A 17,282-nucleotide genomic window follows, 5' to 3' on the forward strand; every position below is an offset into this window, starting at 1 on the left:
TCTTGATGGTGCAATTGACTACCTGCCTGGGCCTGGTCCTGGCGCTGGCCTGCGATCTGGCGCAGGCTTCATCCCATGAAGCTGTGCCCTATACACTGCTGGCCCGTTCTTCAACCGTGACGCAAAGCCCGCCATTGACGGATCAGCAATCGCAGTGGCTGCAGGGCCGGCACGCCTTGGTCCTGGGCACCTCGGCGCCCGACTATCCACCCTTCGACATCACTGGAGGCGGCCAGGTCTACCAGGGCCTCACCGCCGAATATGCCAGCCTGATCGGCAAGGCGCTGAACCTCCCGGTGCAGGTCATGCGCTACCCGCACAGGCAAGCGGCGGTTAAGGCGCTCAAACGAGGCGAAATCGACCTGTTAGGTAGTGCCAATGGTTATGAAGCGGCAACCGAGGGACTGGCGCTTTCGCACCCCTATGCCGTTGACCAGCCCGTGCTGGTCACTCGGGAGGATGAACAGCAGCCCCTCAACGGTGGCCTGGCCGGCATGCGCCTGGGCATGCTCTATCACTACCTGCCCGAGGAGCACGTACATGCAGCCTACCCCAAGGCCGAGGTGCTGGCGTTCGGCTCCTCCACCCAGGCACTCAATGCCGTAGCATTTGGCCAGGCCGATGTGTTCATCGGCGACACCATTTCGACACACTACCAACTCAATCGCGGTCACTTGCCACGCTTGCGCATGGCCAGTTTCGGCCAGCACGAAAACGTGGGTTTCAGTTTTGCCATGCGCGCTGAAGACGCGCAGCTCAAGCGCCTGGTCAATGCAACGCTCGACCGTCAGTCCAGTGCCGTGCGGGCCAGCATTCAAAAGCGCTGGAGCGCGGGCGGCGATCTGCTGCTGAGCGATCGCAAACTCCAGCTGACGCCCGAGGAAGAGCAGTGGCTGCTCAGCCACCCGATCATGCAGGTTGCCATCGACGAAACGGCGGCTCCGCTTTCCTATTTCGATGGCAGTGGCCATTTTCGCGGGATAACCGCCGACCTGCTGGACCTGCTACGTCTGCGTACCGGCCTTCGCTTCGAGGTGCAACGGGCCAATGGTATTGCTGACATGCTTGCCCGCTTGGAAAACGGTCGGGTAAACATGATTGCCGCGATCGCCAGCGATGGGATCACTGACAAACGCCTGCTCCTCAGCCGCCCCTATCTCGAAAGCCCGCATGTGCTGGTTACCCGCGCTACAGACAAACAGTTCGGCTCACTGGAGCAACTGAACGGGCATCGCATTGCGATTTCCCGTTACAGCAACCTGGACGATCTGCTGGCTACCCGCTTTCCACAAATCGGCTGGGTCGAGACCGAGAGCCCCTACTATTCCGTGGCACTGCTCAGCAGTGGTGCCGTCGATGCGGTGATCACGCCCCTGATCGACGCCAATCACGCCTTGGCCGGTGACAGCGACCTGATCATTCGCAGCACGGTGAGCGGCGAGCCGGCGATCTTCGCCATGGCCACCCGCGAACAGGACATGCCGCTTGCCACCATCCTCAACAAGGCTTTGCTGAGTATTTCGCCGGAAGAGCTGGGGGTCATAAACAGTCGTTGGCGCGGCTACGATGTGCATGAAAATGCCAGCTGGCCAGCCTTGCGCCGCCTGGTCCTGCAAGTGCTGTTGGGCACTGGCGTGTTGCTGTTGCTGGCCCTGATCTGGAACGCCCGCCTTCGGGGCCAGATCAAGCAGCGCCAACACGCCGAACGCGCGCTGAACGATCAGCTGGAGTTCATGGGTGCGCTGCTCAACGGCACCCCGCATCCGATGTATGTGCGCGACCGCGAAGGTCGCCTGCAAAGCTGCAACGCCAGCTACCTCGATGCCGTCCAATCCACGCTTGAAGCAGTGGTTGGCAAGCGCCTGGACGAGAGCCCGTTCTCGAGTGCAGAAAACACCCGCCAGATCCAGGCCGACTACCAGCAGGTAATGGCTGCTGGCGTGCCGCTGATCATTGATCGGCCTGTGCGTTTCAAGGACAGGGAGATCACCATCTACCACTGGATCCTGCCCTATCGTGACTCCTTGGGCGAAGTGCAAGGGATCATTGGCGGCTGGATCGACATCAGCGAGCGCCGCAAGCTGGTGCAGGAACTGCGCGAAGCCAAGCGCCTGGCCGACGACGCCAACCGCGCCAAGAGCACCTTCCTGGCTACCATCAGCCACGAGATCCGCACCCCGATGAATGCCGTCATTGGCATGCTCGAACTGGCACTGAGGCGCGCCCTGCAGGGGCAAGCGGACCCCTCGTCGCTGGAAGTCGCCCACCACTCGGCCAGGGACCTGCTTGGCCTGATTGGCGATATCCTGGATATCGTGCGCATCGAGTCCGGCCATCTGTCGCTCAGTCCGGAAGCGGTCGACCCTGCGGTACTGGTCGAGTCGGTTGGCCGCGTTTTCGATGGTCAAGCGCGTCAGAAAGGCCTGGCCCTGCACGTCAGCATCCACCCCAGCGCCCGCGGCCATGCATCACTCGACCCACTGCGCTTCAAGCAGATCCTGTCCAACCTTGTCAGCAATGCCATCAAATTCACCGAGCAAGGTCAGATCCACGTCACGCTGGGCTTGCGTGACGAAGGCCCAGGCGTGCGGCCTACGCTGGAACTCGAAGTGCGTGACAGTGGCATAGGCATTGATGACGATGACTTGCAGCGGCTGTTCAACCCGTTCGTCCAGGCCAACCCCCACAGCCAGGGTGCTCGTGCAGGTACCGGGCTTGGCCTGGCGATCTGCCACAGCCTGTGCGAGATGATGGGCGCAAACCTGAGCATCAAGAGCCATCCGGGTTTGGGTACCCAGGTTCGCCTGATGCTGCCGCTAGAGCGCGTCGACACCCCGCCGGCACCCGCACTGGAGGTAGAAGAGGTCGAGGCACCCGCTCCCGACTTGATGGTGTTGGTCATCGACGATCACCCTGCCAACCTGATGCTGATGGCGCAGCAACTGGGTTACCTGGGGCTCAGCCATGCCAGTGCCAGCGGTGGACGCGAAGGCCTGGAAAAATGGCGCCACACCCCGTTCGACGTGCTGGTGCTCGATTGCAATATGCCGCACATCAACGGCTACCAGGTTGCCACCACCATTCGTTGCGAAGAACGCCAGAGCGGGCGCCCGCGTTGCGTCATCCTGGGCTACACCGCGAACGCCCAACCAGAAGTCAGGCAGAAGTGCCTCAGTGCCGGCATGGACGATTGCCTGCTCAAGCCCATCACCCTGCGTACCCTCAGCCAATGCCTGGCCAGGATCACGCCCCGTCGACGGCATGTCGCGCCCCCACCGTTCAACCTTGTGGGCCTGGCCGGCATCGTCGGCGACAACGCCGAAAGCCGTAACCGTTTTCTCACCGCCCTGCATGCGAGCCTGCAGGAAGACCTGGCGCTGCTGATGAGCCTCGACCCCCTCTACCAAGCCGCCGAAATACGCGAGCAGGCGCACAAGATCCTCAGCGCCGCACGGCTGCTGGAAGCAAAGGGCATGATGAAGGCCTGCGCGGCCCTGGAGGAGCAACAATCGCCTGCGTCCTGCATCAAACTGCAGCGGCAGGTATTGGCACGGCATATGCGCCGAGCGGAGAAAGCGCTGGCCAGGGAACTGGCCAGGGCTTGACGGAGCGGCGCCCGCGCGGGCCGCCGCTCACGCACGCATCAGGAAGCCGGGTTGATCGGCTTTTCCGGATACCAGGCGTCCAACAGCGGGCTGACTTCGATGCTGGTCAGTTCGCTGCGGCCTTTGAGCCAGGCTTCGACTGCAGCGCGCTGCTCTTCGCTGACCGAGCCGCGGTTGGCCAGGCAGACCAAGCCGAAATCATCGCCGCCGACGTAGTCCAGGCCGTTGGCATCCATGGCTTCTGCCAGGAAGGCGTCGAGGAAGGCATCAATGGCTTCGTCGGACAGGTCTTCCTTGAAACCCAGGTTCAGTTCAAAACCCAGCTCCTGGAATTCATCAACGCACAGCTTCTTGCGCAGACGACGGGAACGGTTGGTAGCCATGAAACAATCCTCTTGAGTAATAACGCGCGGCACTTTACCAGTTTCCGCGCTACAAAGGCGCTTTTCCGTCGAACGTGGCACATGAACGCTGCGCTTGGGGCATAATGCGCACTATATTTTGTCCTGGGGTGATCATCTCTTACAGCCCCATTGTCTTTTTCCCTCGTCCGCAGGGTATTTAATCCATATGATCAAAAAGCTCCGCCCCCTCGTTCTCGCCAGCCTGCTGCTGCCGCTCGCTTTGCCAAGCCAGGCTGCCGCCGTCAATACCACCCTGCCGCCGAAAGTCCAGCAGGCGCTCAAGGCCAACAAGTTGCAGGACAACGCACTGTCGCTGGTCATGCTGCCGCTTAACGGTCCGGGCCCGGCCACCGTGTTCAACGCCGATGTATCGGTCAACCCGGCCTCGACCATGAAACTGGTCACCACCTACGCCGCCCTCGAACTGCTAGGCCCGACCTTCCAGTGGAAAACCGAGTTCTACACCGACGGCACCCTGAGCAACGGCGTGCTCAACGGCAACCTGTACCTCAAGGGCGGCGGCGACCCCAAGCTGAACATGGAAAAGCTCTGGTTGCTGATGCGTGACCTGCGCGCCAATGGCGTACGCACCGTTACCGGCGACCTGGTGCTGGACCGCAGCCACTTCGTGCAACCCAACCTGCCGCAGTTCGACGATGACGGCGGCGACGTCAACAAGCCATTCCTGGTCAAGCCCGACTCGCTGATGATCAACCTCAAGGCCCTGCGTTTCGTTGCGCGCAACGACGGCGGCAAGGTCACCGTTGCGGTCGAACCACCGATCGCCAGCATCCACATCGACAACCAGGTCAAGGCCGTGGCGGCCAAGCAGTGCAGCGGCGACGTGCGCTACAACCCGGTGCAGCAGGCCGACGGCATCAGCGTGACCGTCACCGGCCAACTGGGCGACGGCTGCAACTCACAAACCTACCTGTCGCTGCTTGACCACCCGACCTATGCCGCTGGCGCCGTGCGGGCGATCTGGAACGAACTGGGTGGCAGCATCCAGGGCCGTGACCGCGTCGAGAACGTGCCGAAGAGCGCACGCCTGCTGGCCCGGGCCTTCTCGCCCGACCTGGTGGAAGTGATCCGCGACATCAACAAGTACAGCAACAACACCATGGCTCAGCAGCTGTTCCTGAGCTTGGGTGCTCAGTTCCGCACCGACGCCGATGGCGACGATGCCCGTGCTGCGCAGCGCGTGGTACGCCAGTGGCTGGCCAAGAAAGGCATCACCGCGCCGCACCTGGTGATGGAGAACGGCTCCGGCCTGTCGCGTGCCGAGCGGGTCAGCACCCGCGAGATGGCGGCACTGCTGCAAGCGGCGTGGAACAGCCCGTACGCCGCCGAGTTCATGAGTTCGATGCCATTGGTGGGCATGGACGGCACCATGCGCAAACGCCTGAAGCGCACCGCCATGACCGGTGAAGGTCACATCAAGACCGGTACCCTGAACACCGTGCGGGCGATTGCCGGCTTCAGCCGCGACAGCAACGGCAACACCTGGGCGGTGGCGGCGATCCTCAACGACCCCAAGCCCTGGGGGGCCTCGCAGGTGCTCGATCAAGTGCTGCTTGACCTGTATCGCCAGCCGAAGCTGAACAACAGCGCGACTGCAGCGGCACCTTGATGCTGCGATAACGTGTTCCGGCCTTTTCGCAGACAAGCCCGCGAAAAGGCCGGCGCAGGCGTCAGGTCAGCTCTGCCTCGACCCTGTCTCTACCTGCCTGCTTGGCCGCATACACCCCCGCATCGGCCCGCAACAGCAAGGCGTCCGCCCCTTCTCCCAGCCGCCAACCGGCCACCCCAAAGCTTGCGGTCACCTTGCCCACCCCTTCGACCGGCACACCGCGCACCCCTTGCCACAGCTCCATGGCCAGCATCCGGGCCTGCTCGACATTGCTGCCTGGGCACAGCACCATGAATTCTTCACCACCCAACCGACAGAACACATCGGTGCGGCGCAAACGCTGCCCGATCCGTTGGCACAAGCTGCGCAGCACATGGTCACCCACAGCATGGCCGTACTGGTCGTTGATCCGTTTGAAATGATCGATATCGAGCATGATCACCGCCAGGTCCAGCCCATCGCGCTGGGCGCGGTCCAGCTCGACCTTGAGCCGTTCCTGGAAATAGCGGCGGTTATGAATACCGGTCAGCGCATCGGTCACCGACAACGCTCGCAGCTCTTCCTCGACCCCTTTGAGGTCGGAGATATCGGTGAGGTAGCCATGCCATAGCGTGCAACCGTGTTCGCCGGGCTCCGGCGTCGCTTCGCCACGCACCCAGCGCAACCCGGCACGCGGCAGGCACACCCGGTATTCTTCGCGCCACGGCGAGAGGTGTTCGGCGGAATAGCGCACCGAACGGCGCACGCGCTCCAGATCATCGGGATGTATGCGCTCGAATACCGCCTTGGCATCCTCGCGCAGCAGTTGCAGGTCGACTTCGTAGATGTCGAACAGCCCCTGGCTGGCATAGGGGAAGCAAGAATGGCCATCGGCATTGAGCTGGTACTGATAGATCCCGCCGGGCACTTCGGCACTGAGTTTCTCCAGCAAGCGATCACGCAGCGCCAGCGCCTCGTGCACACGGCGCCGCTCGGTGACATCGATACAGATCGCCAGGTAGCCCACCCAAAGGCCTTGCTCGTCGAGCACGGCGGTCACCAGCATGTTGGCCAGCAACTGGCTGCCATCCTTGCGCACCAAGGTCCACTCGCCCGGCTCGCCCCCACTGTCCTGGATGGTCTCGGCGAACATTGCCTGCCCACCGGGGATGTGCCGCCCATAGCGAAGGCTCAAGGCACGGGCGCGCTGGCTAAGCTCTTCAGGCATCACCAGATCTTCCAGTTGCAGGTGCCCGATGGCTTCACTGGCTGAATAGCCCAGCATGCGTTCGGCACCGGCGTTGAAGGTGCTGACCTCGCCTTTGAGACTGGTCGCGATGATCGCCACCTGGGTTGCGGCATCCAGCACGCTGCGCAACTGGTTATGGGTATGGCGCAACGACTGCTCGCTGGTGCGCAATTGCGCCGTGCGCTGCTCGACCAGCGTCAAGGCACGCTGACGCTGGCTGAACAGGCTGTACAGCAACGCGCTCAGCAGCAGGCTCAGCAAGCCGCCGAGCAGCCCCACGGCCAAGGCGGCGGCGGACTGGTTAGCCTGCAGGAAGGCCTGGCTCGGGCGAATATCGAGCTGAAAAGAATGATCGGCAAGGCGTAGCAACTGCGTGCTGAACATGGCCAGTGCCGCCACCGGGTTTTGCGAATCGAACAGCACTTCGCGGCCATCGCGCCCGCTCGGGTCGATGATGCGCACCACCAGGTTGTCATCCGCAGCGACGGGCAGGCCTTCGGTGACCAGCTGACGCATGTTCAGCAAGGCCATGACATACCCTGCTGGCGGATCATCCGGCCGTGCATCGGAGAAGACCGGTGCGACCATCAACAGCCCGCGGCCAAGGCCGGGCGCGACGTTGAGCATGTCCAGCGGCTCGGAAACCGCCATGCTGCCAGGCTGCATTGCCCGCGCCAAGGTCTGCTCACGGGCCGGCTGGCTGCGCAGGTCGAGCCCGTAGGGCTGGCCTTGCAACGTGCCGGCCTGGGTGTAGAGCACCGGGTAATAATGATCGCGCCGTGGCGAAGGGTGCCAGTTACCGGCGCCATCCAGCTCTCGGATCAAGTAATCCTGCCCCAGCCAGGCACTGGCCTGGCGCTCGAACTCGCGGCGCTGGCCGGCCTCGACTCGCGGCGCCCAGGAATAGGCCTGGGTCCGCTGCAGCAAGGGCCGCGCATAACCATTGAATTCGTTCGGGGTGATTTCGTTGGAATAGGTAAAGAAGCGCCGCAAGCCATCCAGGCGTTGCTCCTGGTCGTCGAAGCGCTCGGCGATGCGGCTATGGCGCTCGCTGGCCAGCAGCTCGAAGCGCTGGCGCAACTGCTGCTTGTAGAATGCCTGCGCGGCCAGCGCCAGCCCAGCCGACAGCAAAACGCCGGCCACCAGCGCCACCAGCGCCACTGCCCACGCAGCCATCGCCTCGCTGCACAGGCCCAGCACCTTCGCACGCACGCCCAACTTCGACATAGATCGATCTCATCACGTCAGCGTCCTGCGAATTCTCTGGCCCTGTGCAGAGTTATAGCTATTGGCCATTAGGCGCGCAATGCGCCTCGTCGAATTAACGCAACTGCAGGCGCCAGGCGCGGTGGATTCGGTTGTTGCGAGCGAAGTCCGGGTCCAGGGTCTGGGCGCTGATTTCCTCCACCGCATAGCGCGTGCTCACATGCTCGTCGAGCTGGAATTTGCGGAAGTTGTTGGAGAAATACAGCACGCCACCGGGTGCCAGGCGGGCCATGGCGAGGTCGAGCAACTGCACATGGTCGCGCTGGACGTCGAATACGCCTTCCATGCGTTTGGAGTTGGAGAAGGTCGGCGGATCGATGAAGATCAGGTCATAGCTGTCGCGGTTGGCTTCCAGCCAGGCCATGACATCGCCCTGCTCCAGGCGGTTACGATCGGAGAAGCCGTTGAGCGACAAGTTGCGCCGCGCCCAGTCCAGGTAGGTTTTTGACAAGTCGACGCTGGTGGTGCTGCGCGCACCGCCCTTGGCCGCATGCACGGTGGCGGTGGCGGTGTAGCAGAACAGGTTGAGGAAGCGCTTGCCGTTGGCCTCGCGCTGGATGCGCATGCGCATCGGGCGGTGGTCGAGGAACAGCCCGGTGTCGAGGTAGTCAGTCAAGTTGACCAGCAGCTTCACGCCGCCCTCGTGGACCTCCTGGAAACGCCCTTCGGTAGCCTGACGCTCGTACTGGCGAGTGCCGCTCTGGCGCTCGCGGCGCTTGAGCACCACGCGTTGCGGGTCGATGTTCAGTGCCTGGGGGATCGCCGCCAGGGCATCGAGCAGGCGCGCCTGGGCCTTGTCCGGGTCGATTGAGCGCGGGGCTGCGTATTCCTGCACGTGCACCCAGTCCTGGTAGAGGTCGACTGCCAGGGCATACTCAGGCATGTCGGCATCGTAAAGGCGATAGCAGTCGACCTGCTCACGGCGGGCCCACTTGCCGAACTGCTTGAGGTTCTTCTGCAGGCGGTTGGCGAACATCTGCGCGCCTTCCGACAGGCGTGCCGGCTCACTGGCAACCGCCGCAGGGTTACGCGTCTCGCCATTGTCGGCCTGGGCCTCGCGGCGCTCGCCGGTGACAAACTGGTCAGGCTGGACCTTGAACAACAGCAGTTTGCACGGCAAGGCGCCGTTCCAGAAGGCATATTGCTTGTGGCTGCGGATGCCCATGCGTTTGCCCAGTTCCGGCGCGCCGGTGAACACCGCCGCTTCCCAGCCCATGCAGGCCTGGCGCAGGCGTTCGCCAAAGTTCTGGTAGAGGTACAGCAGGCTGGCCTCGTCCCCCAGGCGCTCGCCGTACGGCGGGTTGCTGATGACCAGGCCTTTCTGGTTCTGGTCCGGGCGCGGCTCGAAGGTGCTGACTTCGCCCTGGTAGATCTTCACCCAGTCGCCCAGGCCAGCACGCTCGACGTTGTTGCGACCGGGCTGAATCAGACGCGGGTCGGCTTCATAACCGCGAATCCACAGCGGCGGTTTGGCAAGGCCGGCTTGCGCGCGCGCCAGGCCCTCTTCATGGACCTTGCGCCAGGTCGCCGGCACATGGCCGAGCCAGGCACTAAAGCCCCAGCGCTCACGCTTGAGGTTGGGCGCGATATCGGCGGCGATCATGGCCGCCTCCACCAGGAAGGTACCGACACCGCACATCGGGTCGGCCAGGGCGCCGCCTTCAGCGGCGATGCGCGGCCAGCCGGCGCGGATCAGCACCGCCGCCGCCAGGTTTTCCTTCAGCGGCGCGGCGCCTTGCTGCAGGCGGTAGCCACGCTGGTGCAGGCTGTGGCCGGAGAGGTCGAGCGAGAGGATCGCCTCGCCACGGTCCAGCCGCAGGTGCACGCGCACATCCGGGTCGACCTTTTCCACCGACGGGCGCAGGCCCTCCCGGTTGCGCAGCTTGTCGACGATTGCGTCCTTGACCTTGAGCGCACCGAAATGGGTATTGTCGATGCCCGAACCGTGGCCGCTGAATTCCACGGCCAGAGTGCCGTCTGCGGCCAGGTGGTCGGCCCAGTCGACGGCATTCACGCCATCGTAGAGGTCGTCGGCATTCTTCATCGAGAAGCGCTTGAGCACCAGCAACACGCGGTTGGCCAGACGCGACCAGAGGCACAGACGGTAGGCGGTTTCCATGTCGGCGGCGCCGCGAATGGCCGAGGTGTGCTCACGCACGTCATCCAGGCCGAGGCCTCGGGCCTCTTCGGCAAGCAGGCCTTCCAGGCCTTTGGGGCAGGTGAGATAAAGTTCGAAACGGTCCGACATGAGTTTTCCAGCGCCTTGGGCTATGTAAGTGACGAGGCGACGCATCGCCTGGCCGATGTTTGCCCGAACGCCCTTCCAGCAAGCGTCCGAGTGGCCTTCCCCAGTGCGCCATCGCAGCCGGGGGGCCGGGCCGCCTGATCGATCTGCTGCTCGCCAGGTGGCAAAAACAGCTTAGATCATCAGGCAGTACCAATAATTTCCGTCGACGTCGGGGCCGGTGTGACCCTTCGTCGCATTACCAAATATTTCTGTCATACCGCGCCAACGCTGGCGAAATGACGTCAAGGTTCGGCAAACCCCGATCATAGCGGGCTCAACGTCAAACAAGGTTGAGTCGCATTTATTTACTTATCCCCTCACCCTTGGAAAGGTTACGTGCTTATGACAAATCGATCATTCACAGGGTGACTCGCATTCGTTAGAACTGGTCTCAGGCCGCTTCGCAACGAGGCGGCACTTTCAGCTCGCCACGCCGGCAGCGAGCGCAAAACCGGCAGAAAGACTCTGCCCGGCCTCGGAGAGGCCGACGGGACATTACAGTCAACAAGTGAGGGCAACACCCTATGAGAAGACTTAAGCGTGATCCGTTGGAAAGAGCATATTCACGTGGCTACCAATACGGGGTCACCGGCAAATCCCGCGAACTTTGCCCCTTTACTCTTCCTTCTGTTCGCCAAGCCTGGATCAACGGCTGGCGCGAAGGGCGCGGTGATAACTGGGACGGAATGACTGGCACCGCTGGCATCCATAGACTCAACGAAAATCACGCCGTTGGCTGAACGAGGACACTGAATTCGAGTCACCATGCGCGCCCTATCCGGGCGGCGGGCTTCGGCCCAGGGGCCCCTTGAAGGGGCCCTTTTTTATGTCCGCCTTCAGGCTTTGGGCATTGCGGCGATCGCATCGACCGCTTCGCGAATCAGCGCTGGCCCCTTGTAAATGAAGCCCGAGTAGATCTGCACCAGGCTCGCACCCGCGGCGATCTTCTCTGCCGCATGACGGCCTTCGGTAATGCCACCGGCGGCGATGATCGGCAGCTTGCCACCCAGCTCGCCCGCCAGCACCTTGACGATGTGCGTGCTCTTCTCCAGCACTGGCGCACCCGACAGGCCACCGGCCTCACCACCATGCTCCAGCCCTTCGACGCCCACTCGGCCCAGGGTGGTGTTGGTGGCAATTACCGCATCCATTCCCGATTCCATCAGCGCCGCTGCCACCAGTGCGGTTTCCTCGTCGCTCATGTCCGGGGCGATCTTGATCGCCAGCGGGACGCGCTTGCCATGCTCGGCGGCCAGCTGCTCCCGGCGTTCGGCCAGAGCATCGAGCAGTTGCTTGAGCGAGTCGCCGAACTGCAGGCTGCGCAGGCCAGGCGTGTTTGGCGAGCTGACGTTCACGGTGATGTAGCTGGCTTCGGTATAGACCTTGTTCAGGCAGATCAGGTAGTCGTCGACCGCCCGCTCGACCGGGGTATCGAAGTTCTTGCCGATGTTGATGCCCAGCACACCGTCATAGCGCGAAGCACGCACGCGCTCGAGCAGGTGATCGACGCCCAGGTTGTTGAAGCCCATGCGATTGATGATCGCCGTCGCCTGCGGCAGGCGGAACAGCCGCGGCTTGGGGTTGCCCGGCTGCGGGCGCGGGGTCACGGTGCCAATCTCGACGAAGCCGAAGCCCAGCTGGGCGAAGCCGTCGATGGCCGCACCGTTCTTGTCCAGGCCCGCCGCCAGCCCTACCGGGTTGGCGAAGTTCAAGCCCATCACGGTCACCGGCAGCGCGGCCGGCTGTTTGCACAGCACACCGTTGAGCCCAAGCCGGCCACCGGCGCCGATCAGGTCCAGGGACAGGTCATGGGAGGTTTCCGGGGAAAGCTTGAACAGCAGCTGGCGGGCCAGGGTATACATGGGCGGGGAAGGCTCGGGGTGAGTGAGGCAGCGATTATAGCCAGCGCGCGCCCGGCATGACAGGGGCTTGGCACATGGGTTGCTACTTCCCTCGCCATCAGCCTATTGCGTACGGGCGAGGACCTTTGTGAATACCGCTCCCCTAGCCTGGGTAAACGGCAGCGACGCGCCGGAAAAACCCAGCCTCAACATCGGCTACATGGCCCTGACCGATTGCGCCTCGGTGGTGGTCGCCGCCACCCAGGGCTTCGCCCAGCAACACGGTCTGACCCTCAACCTCAAGCGTCAGGGCTCCTGGGCCGGCCTGCGCGACAAGCTGGCCAGCGGCGAACTGGATGCCGCCCATTGCCTCTACGGGCTGGTCTACGCCGTGCACCTGGGCATCGGTGGTGTGCCGGCCAGCGACATGGCGGTGCTCATGGGGCTGAACCAGAATGCCCAGGCGATCAACCTGTCGCCGGCCCTGCAGCACAGGGGCGTGACCAGCCCTGAGGCACTGGCTAAGCTGGTGCACCAGCAAGGCGCACGACTGACCTTTGCCCAAACCTTCCCCACCGGCACCCACGCCATGTGGCTGTATTACTGGCTGGCCAGCCAGGGCATCCACCCGCTGCACGACGTCAACAGCGTGGTGGTGCCACCGGCCCAGATGGCGGCACATGTCCAGGCCGGTCGCATCGACGGCTTCTGCGTCGGCGAACCCTGGTCCGCCGCTGCCGTCAGCCAAGGCCAGGGCTTTACCCTGGCCACCAGCCAGTCGATCTGGCCCGACCACCCGGAGAAGGTACTGGCCTGCGCCCGCGCCTTCGTCGAGCACTATCCCAACAGCGCACGCGCTCTGGTAAAGGCAGTGCTAGCTGCCAGCCGGTTCATCGAACAGAGTCCAGAGAACCTGCGCAGCACCGCACAATTGCTCAGCGGCAGCCCCTACCTGGACACGCCGCTGGAAAACCTCGAGCCGCGCTTGCTAGGCGACTATCAGGACGGCCTGGGCAACGCCTGGCACGACCGTCACAGCCTGCGCCTGTACGACCAGGGCCGCGTCAATCTGCCTTATCTGTCGGACGGCATGTGGTTCATGACCCAGTTCCGTCGCTGGGGCCTGTTGCGCGACGACCCCGATTACCTAGCCGTGGCGCGGCAGGTGCAGCAGCTGGAGCTGTATATCGAGGCCGCTACCGCACTCGGCGTGCCTTGCCCCGCGTCAGCGATGCGCAGCAGCCTGCTGATCGACGGCACGCGCTGGGACGGCAGTGATCCGTATGCCTATGCCCGCAGCTTCCACCTGCACGCCTTGGGCGAAATGCCCGATGCCCGGATCGGTCTGTGAGGACCATGGCCATGCTGCGCATCTTGCTGATAGACGATACCCAAAAAAAGCTTGGCCGCCTGAAGGCCGCACTGCGCGAAGCGGGGTTCGAAGTGATCGAGGCCCCAGACCTGACCATTGATCTGCCCGCTTGCGTCGGAACAGTGCGCCCGGATGTCGTGCTGATCGATACCGACTCACCCGACCGCGATGTCATGGAACAGGTGGTGCTGGTCAGCCGAGACCAGCCGCGCCCCATCCTACTGTTCACCGACGAGCACGACCCGGCGATGATGCGCCAGGCGATCCAGGCCGGGGTTAGCGCCTACATCGTGGAAGGCATTCATGCCGCCCGGCTGCAGCCGATACTCGATGTGGCCATGGCCCGCTTCGAGAGCGACCAGGCGCTCAAGGCCCAGCTGCTCGCACGCGACCAGCAACTGGCCGAGCGCAAGCGCATCGAGCAGGCCAAGGGGTTGCTGATGAAAATGAAGGACTGCAACGAGGAGCAGGCCTACACCCTGATGCGCCGACAGGCCATGAGTCGGCAGCAGAAGCTGATCCAGGTGGCCGAACAGATCATTGCCATGCATGAAATGCTCGGCTGATCGAGTTGGCCCAGCTCTTGCTCAAAATACTTCACCGGTAGCCAACGGCGGTTGCCTCATAAGACTCCCGACAAAGACGTCGCTCTCCCCTCCACGCCAGTGGACCGGGTAGCGGCGTCTTTTTTCGTTCCCGTTGCTTTGCCGAGTGAGGTGTTCGATGAGTACCAGCTTCTGGAAATCCGGGCATGTGCCCACGCTGTTCGCCGCGTTCCTGTACTTCGACCTGAGTTTCATGGTCTGGTACCTGCTGGGCCCGCTGGCGGTGCAGATCGCTGCCGACCTGCAATTGAGCGCCCAGCAGCGTGGCCTGATGGTGGCCACGCCGATCCTTGCCGGTGCGGTGCTGCGCTTCGTCATGGGCGTGCTGGTCGATCGCCTGTCGCCGAAGACCGCCGGCCTGATTGGCCAGGTGATCGTCATCGTCGCCCTGGCCGGCGCCTGGTACCTGGGCGTGCACACTTATGGGCAAGCCCTGCTGCTGGGCGTGTTCCTCGGTGTTGCCGGTGCCTCGTTCGCCGTGTCGCTGCCGCTCGCCTCGCAGTGGTACCTGCCACAACATCAGGGCAAGGCCATGGGGATCGCTGGCGCGGGCAACTCCGGCACGGTGTTCGCCGCCCTGCTGGCGCCGGTGCTCGCCGCTGCGTTTGGCTGGAACAATGTGTTCGGCTTTGCCGTGCTGCCGCTGCTGCTGACCCTGGCGCTGTTCGCCCTGCTCGCCCGCAATGCCCCACAACGGCCCAAACCAAAAGCTGCGGCCGACTACCTCAAGGCCCTTGGCGACCGTGACAGCTGGTGGTTCATGTTCTTCTACAGCGTCACCTTCGGCGGCTTCATTGGCCTGGCCAGCGCGCTGCCCGGCTACTTCAGCGACCAGTACGCCCTGAGCCCGGTCACCGCCGGTTACTACACCGCTGCCTGTGTGTTCGCCGGCAGCCTGATGCGCCCGCTGGGTGGCGCGATGGCCGACCGTTTCGGCGGCATCCGCACCCTGCTGGCCATGTACAGCGTGGCCGCCATCTGCATCGCCGCGGTCGGTTTCAACCTGCCAAGTGCCGCAGCCGCCCTGGCGCTGTTCGTCTGCGCGATGCTCGGCCTCGGTGCCGGCAATGGCGCGGTGTTCCAGCTGGTACCGCAACGCTTTCGTCAAGAGATCGGCGTGATGACCGGGCTGATCGGCATGGCCGGTGGCATCGGTGGCTTCCTGCTGGCAGCAGGACTCGGCACCCTCAAGCAGCACACCGGCGACTATCAACTGGGCTTGTGGCTGTTTGCCAGTCTTGGCCTGATTGCCTGGTTCGGCCTGCATGGGGTCAAGCAACGCTGGCGCACCACCTGGGGCTCGGCAGCGGTTACTGCGGCACGGGTCTGAGGCAGCGCCATGAGCCTGCAATTGAGTTTTGCCCAGGCCAGCGCCACCGGGCCTCGCACGGAGAACCAGGACGCTTTGCGCCTGGTCACGCCGGCGCCGGAGCTGGCCGCCAGCAAGGGTTACCTGTTTGCGCTCGCCGATGGCGTCAGCCAGTGCGCCGACGGTGGCCTCGCAGCCCGCGCCAGCCTGCAGGCACTGGCCATGGACTACTACGCCACGCCCGCCACCTGGGGCGTGGCCCAGGCCCTGGACCGCCTGCTGCTGGCACAGAACCGTTGGTTGCGCGCCCAGGGCAATCAACCGCTGCTAACCACACTGAGCGCCCTGGTGCTGCGCGGGCGCCGCTTCACCTTGGCACACGTGGGCGACTGCCGGGCCTATCGCTGGCACGCCGGGCGCCTGCAGTGCCTGAGCGAAGACCACGTCTGGGACCAAGCCGGCATGCAGCACGTGCTCAAGCGCGCGCTGGGCCTGGACCAGCACCTGCTGGTCGACTACCTGGACGGCGAACTGCAGGCCGGTGAATGCTACTTGCTGCTCAGCGATGGTGTATGGGCCAGCCTGGGCGACCAGCACATCCAGGCCGTGCTGCGCGAGCAGCCCGACCTGCAGGTGGCCGCCGATACCCTGGTTGCCAGCGCCCATCACAATGGCAGCCAGGACAATGCCAGTGCCTTGCTGGTGCGGGTCGAGCAATTGGGTACGGCCAACCTCGGCGACACCCTGGTGCAACTGCAGCAGTGGCCATTGCCAGGCCCGCTGCGGGACACCCAAACGATCGATGGTTGGCAGGTTGAAACGCGCCTGAAACAAAGCCGCCAGTCACTGCTCTATCGTGTACGCGACACCCAAGGCCGGCCATGGCTGCTGAAGACCCTGCCTGAGCACCGCGAACAGGAGCCCGGCGCCGCCCAAGCCCTGCTGCTGGAGGAGTGGTTCCTGCGCCGGGTTGCAGGCCGCCACTTTCCCGAGCTGCATGCTGCCAGCCAGCGCCAGCACCTTTACTATGTGATGCGCGAGCACAGCGGCAAGACCCTCGCGGCCCACGTCGCCGAGCAGGGTCCATTGGCGCTGGCCCAGTGGATGGAAATCGCCCGCCAACTGCTGCAAGCGGTCGGCGTGCTGCACCGGCGCAACCTGCTGCACCGTGACATCAACCCCGACAACCTGCACCTGGGTGATGACGGCCAGCTGCGGCTGCTGGATTTCGGCTTGGCGTACTGCCCCGGCCTTTCCCAAGAGCCGCTGCACGAACTGCCCGGCACGCCCTCGTTCATTGCCCCGGAAGCCTTCGAAGGCCAGCCGCCGAGCCCACGCCAGGACCTGTACGCGGTCGGCGTCACCCTCTATCACCTGCTGACTGGGCACTACCCCTACGGCGAGATCGAGGCTTTCCAGCGCCCCCGCTTCGGCCAGGCGGTCAACGCCTCGCGCTATCGCCCCGACTTGCCTGAATGGCTGCAGCACAACCTGCAGCAAGCCGTGGAGACGGACCCGGCGCAACGCTTTGAAACCGCCGAACAGTGGTTGCTTCTGCTCGAACGCGGCGACCGCCAGCCACTGCCAAGCCGTCCGCGCCCGTTGCTCGAGCGCGAGCCACTGAAGGTCTGGCAAACCCTGGCCCTGCTGTCCCTGTTGTTCAACCTGATTCTGCTCTTCGCCCTGCTCAAGGGCTGAACTCGCTCGCGGTTGACGGCACAAATTTCAGGCAAAG

General features: G+C 63.9%; 11 protein-coding genes. 7 read left to right on the plus strand and 4 right to left on the minus strand.

Features of this window, described 5'->3' with window-relative positions; translation table 11 throughout:
* Window positions 1–5 precede the first annotated feature (5 nt).
* On the plus strand, window positions 6–3,605 hold the full coding sequence (locus APH28_RS06180; RefSeq protein ID WP_060508094.1) for an ATP-binding protein: 3,600 nt from the start codon (window positions 6–8) through the stop codon (window positions 3,603–3,605).
* Window positions 3,606–3,643: 38 nt separating this feature from the next.
* Here APH28_RS06180 and APH28_RS06185 read toward each other — a convergent pair whose 3' ends face one another.
* Window positions 3,644–3,988 (minus strand): YggL family protein, encoded by a 345-nt coding sequence (locus APH28_RS06185; RefSeq protein WP_060508095.1) that lies wholly within the window; start codon window positions 3,986–3,988, stop codon window positions 3,644–3,646.
* Window positions 3,989–4,175: 187 nt separating this feature from the next.
* Here APH28_RS06185 and dacB point away from each other — a divergent pair, with 187 nt between their 5' ends.
* Window positions 4,176–5,639, plus strand: a complete 1,464-nt coding sequence (gene dacB, locus APH28_RS06190; protein ID WP_060508096.1) for a D-alanyl-D-alanine carboxypeptidase/D-alanyl-D-alanine-endopeptidase — start codon at window positions 4,176–4,178, stop codon at window positions 5,637–5,639.
* Window positions 5,640–5,700: 61 nt separating this feature from the next.
* Here the strand turns inward: dacB and APH28_RS06195 are convergent, their stop codons facing one another.
* Together APH28_RS06195 and rlmKL are read right to left on the minus strand one after the other, a co-directional pair.
* Window positions 5,701–8,094, minus strand: coding sequence for a diguanylate cyclase (locus tag APH28_RS06195; RefSeq protein ID WP_060508097.1), 2,394 nt, complete (start codon window positions 8,092–8,094; stop codon window positions 5,701–5,703).
* A gap of 94 nt (window positions 8,095–8,188) precedes the next feature.
* Window positions 8,189–10,381 carry a bifunctional 23S rRNA (guanine(2069)-N(7))-methyltransferase RlmK/23S rRNA (guanine(2445)-N(2))-methyltransferase RlmL gene (gene rlmKL, locus APH28_RS06200; RefSeq protein ID WP_060508098.1) on the minus strand — a complete coding sequence of 731 codons (2,193 nt, stop codon included), beginning with the start codon at window positions 10,379–10,381 and terminating at the stop codon, window positions 8,189–8,191.
* Window positions 10,382–10,944: 563 nt separating this feature from the next.
* On the opposite strand from rlmKL, the gene rmf reads away from it, so the two are divergent.
* Complete coding sequence (gene rmf / locus APH28_RS27830) at window positions 10,945–11,160, plus strand: ribosome modulation factor (RefSeq protein ID WP_079227119.1); 216 nt, start codon at window positions 10,945–10,947, stop codon at window positions 11,158–11,160.
* Window positions 11,161–11,256: 96 nt separating this feature from the next.
* Here rmf and APH28_RS06205 read toward each other — a convergent pair whose 3' ends face one another.
* Window positions 11,257–12,282 (minus strand): quinone-dependent dihydroorotate dehydrogenase, encoded by a 1,026-nt coding sequence (locus APH28_RS06205; protein WP_060508099.1) that lies wholly within the window; start codon window positions 12,280–12,282, stop codon window positions 11,257–11,259.
* 127 nt (window positions 12,283–12,409) lie between these two features.
* Here APH28_RS06205 and APH28_RS06210 point away from each other — a divergent pair, with 127 nt between their 5' ends.
* The 4 genes from APH28_RS06210 (at window position 12,410) to APH28_RS06225 (ending at window position 17,245) form a co-directional block, all read left to right on the plus strand.
* Entirely contained in the window at window positions 12,410–13,612 is a 1,203-nt protein-coding gene (locus tag APH28_RS06210; protein WP_060508100.1) for a CmpA/NrtA family ABC transporter substrate-binding protein, read from the plus strand.
* 11 nt (window positions 13,613–13,623) lie between these two features.
* Window positions 13,624–14,199, plus strand: a complete 576-nt coding sequence (locus tag APH28_RS06215) for an ANTAR domain-containing response regulator (RefSeq protein WP_060508101.1) — start codon at window positions 13,624–13,626, stop codon at window positions 14,197–14,199.
* A gap of 157 nt (window positions 14,200–14,356) precedes the next feature.
* Window positions 14,357–15,568, plus strand: coding sequence for a NarK/NasA family nitrate transporter (locus APH28_RS06220; protein WP_060508102.1), 1,212 nt, complete (start codon window positions 14,357–14,359; stop codon window positions 15,566–15,568).
* Window positions 15,569–15,577: 9 nt separating this feature from the next.
* Window positions 15,578–17,245: a bifunctional protein-serine/threonine kinase/phosphatase gene (locus APH28_RS06225; protein WP_060508103.1), complete on the plus strand. Its 1,668-nt coding sequence runs from the start codon at window positions 15,578–15,580 to the stop codon at window positions 17,243–17,245.
* Window positions 17,246–17,282: the final 37 nt, after the last annotated feature.

It is taken from the genome of Pseudomonas sp. NBRC 111124 (assembly GCF_001320245.1).
Classification (GTDB): Bacteria; Pseudomonadota; Gammaproteobacteria; order Pseudomonadales; family Pseudomonadaceae; genus Aquipseudomonas.

Excerpts from the sequence above, each read along its gene's own strand:
- APH28_RS06195 (WP_060508097.1), bottom strand. The coding sequence starts at position 8,094 with ATGTCGAAGTTGGGCGTGCGTGCGAAGGTGCTGGGCCTGTGCAGCGAG.
- APH28_RS06225 (WP_060508103.1), top strand. The coding sequence starts at position 15,578 with ATGAGCCTGCAATTGAGTTTTGCCCAGGCCAGCGCCACCGGGCCTCGC.
- APH28_RS06220 (WP_060508102.1), top strand. The coding sequence starts at position 14,357 with ATGAGTACCAGCTTCTGGAAATCCGGGCATGTGCCCACGCTGTTCGCC.
- APH28_RS06215 (WP_060508101.1), top strand. The coding sequence starts at position 13,624 with ATGCTGCGCATCTTGCTGATAGACGATACCCAAAAAAAGCTTGGCCGC.
- rmf (WP_079227119.1), top strand. The coding sequence starts at position 10,945 with ATGAGAAGACTTAAGCGTGATCCGTTGGAAAGAGCATATTCACGTGGC.
- APH28_RS06180 (WP_060508094.1), top strand. The coding sequence starts at position 6 with ATGGTGCAATTGACTACCTGCCTGGGCCTGGTCCTGGCGCTGGCCTGC.
- rlmKL (WP_060508098.1), bottom strand. The coding sequence starts at position 10,381 with ATGTCGGACCGTTTCGAACTTTATCTCACCTGCCCCAAAGGCCTGGAA.
- APH28_RS06205 (WP_060508099.1), bottom strand. The coding sequence starts at position 12,282 with ATGTATACCCTGGCCCGCCAGCTGCTGTTCAAGCTTTCCCCGGAAACC.
- dacB (WP_060508096.1), top strand. The coding sequence starts at position 4,176 with ATGATCAAAAAGCTCCGCCCCCTCGTTCTCGCCAGCCTGCTGCTGCCG.
- APH28_RS06185 (WP_060508095.1), bottom strand. The coding sequence starts at position 3,988 with ATGGCTACCAACCGTTCCCGTCGTCTGCGCAAGAAGCTGTGCGTTGAT.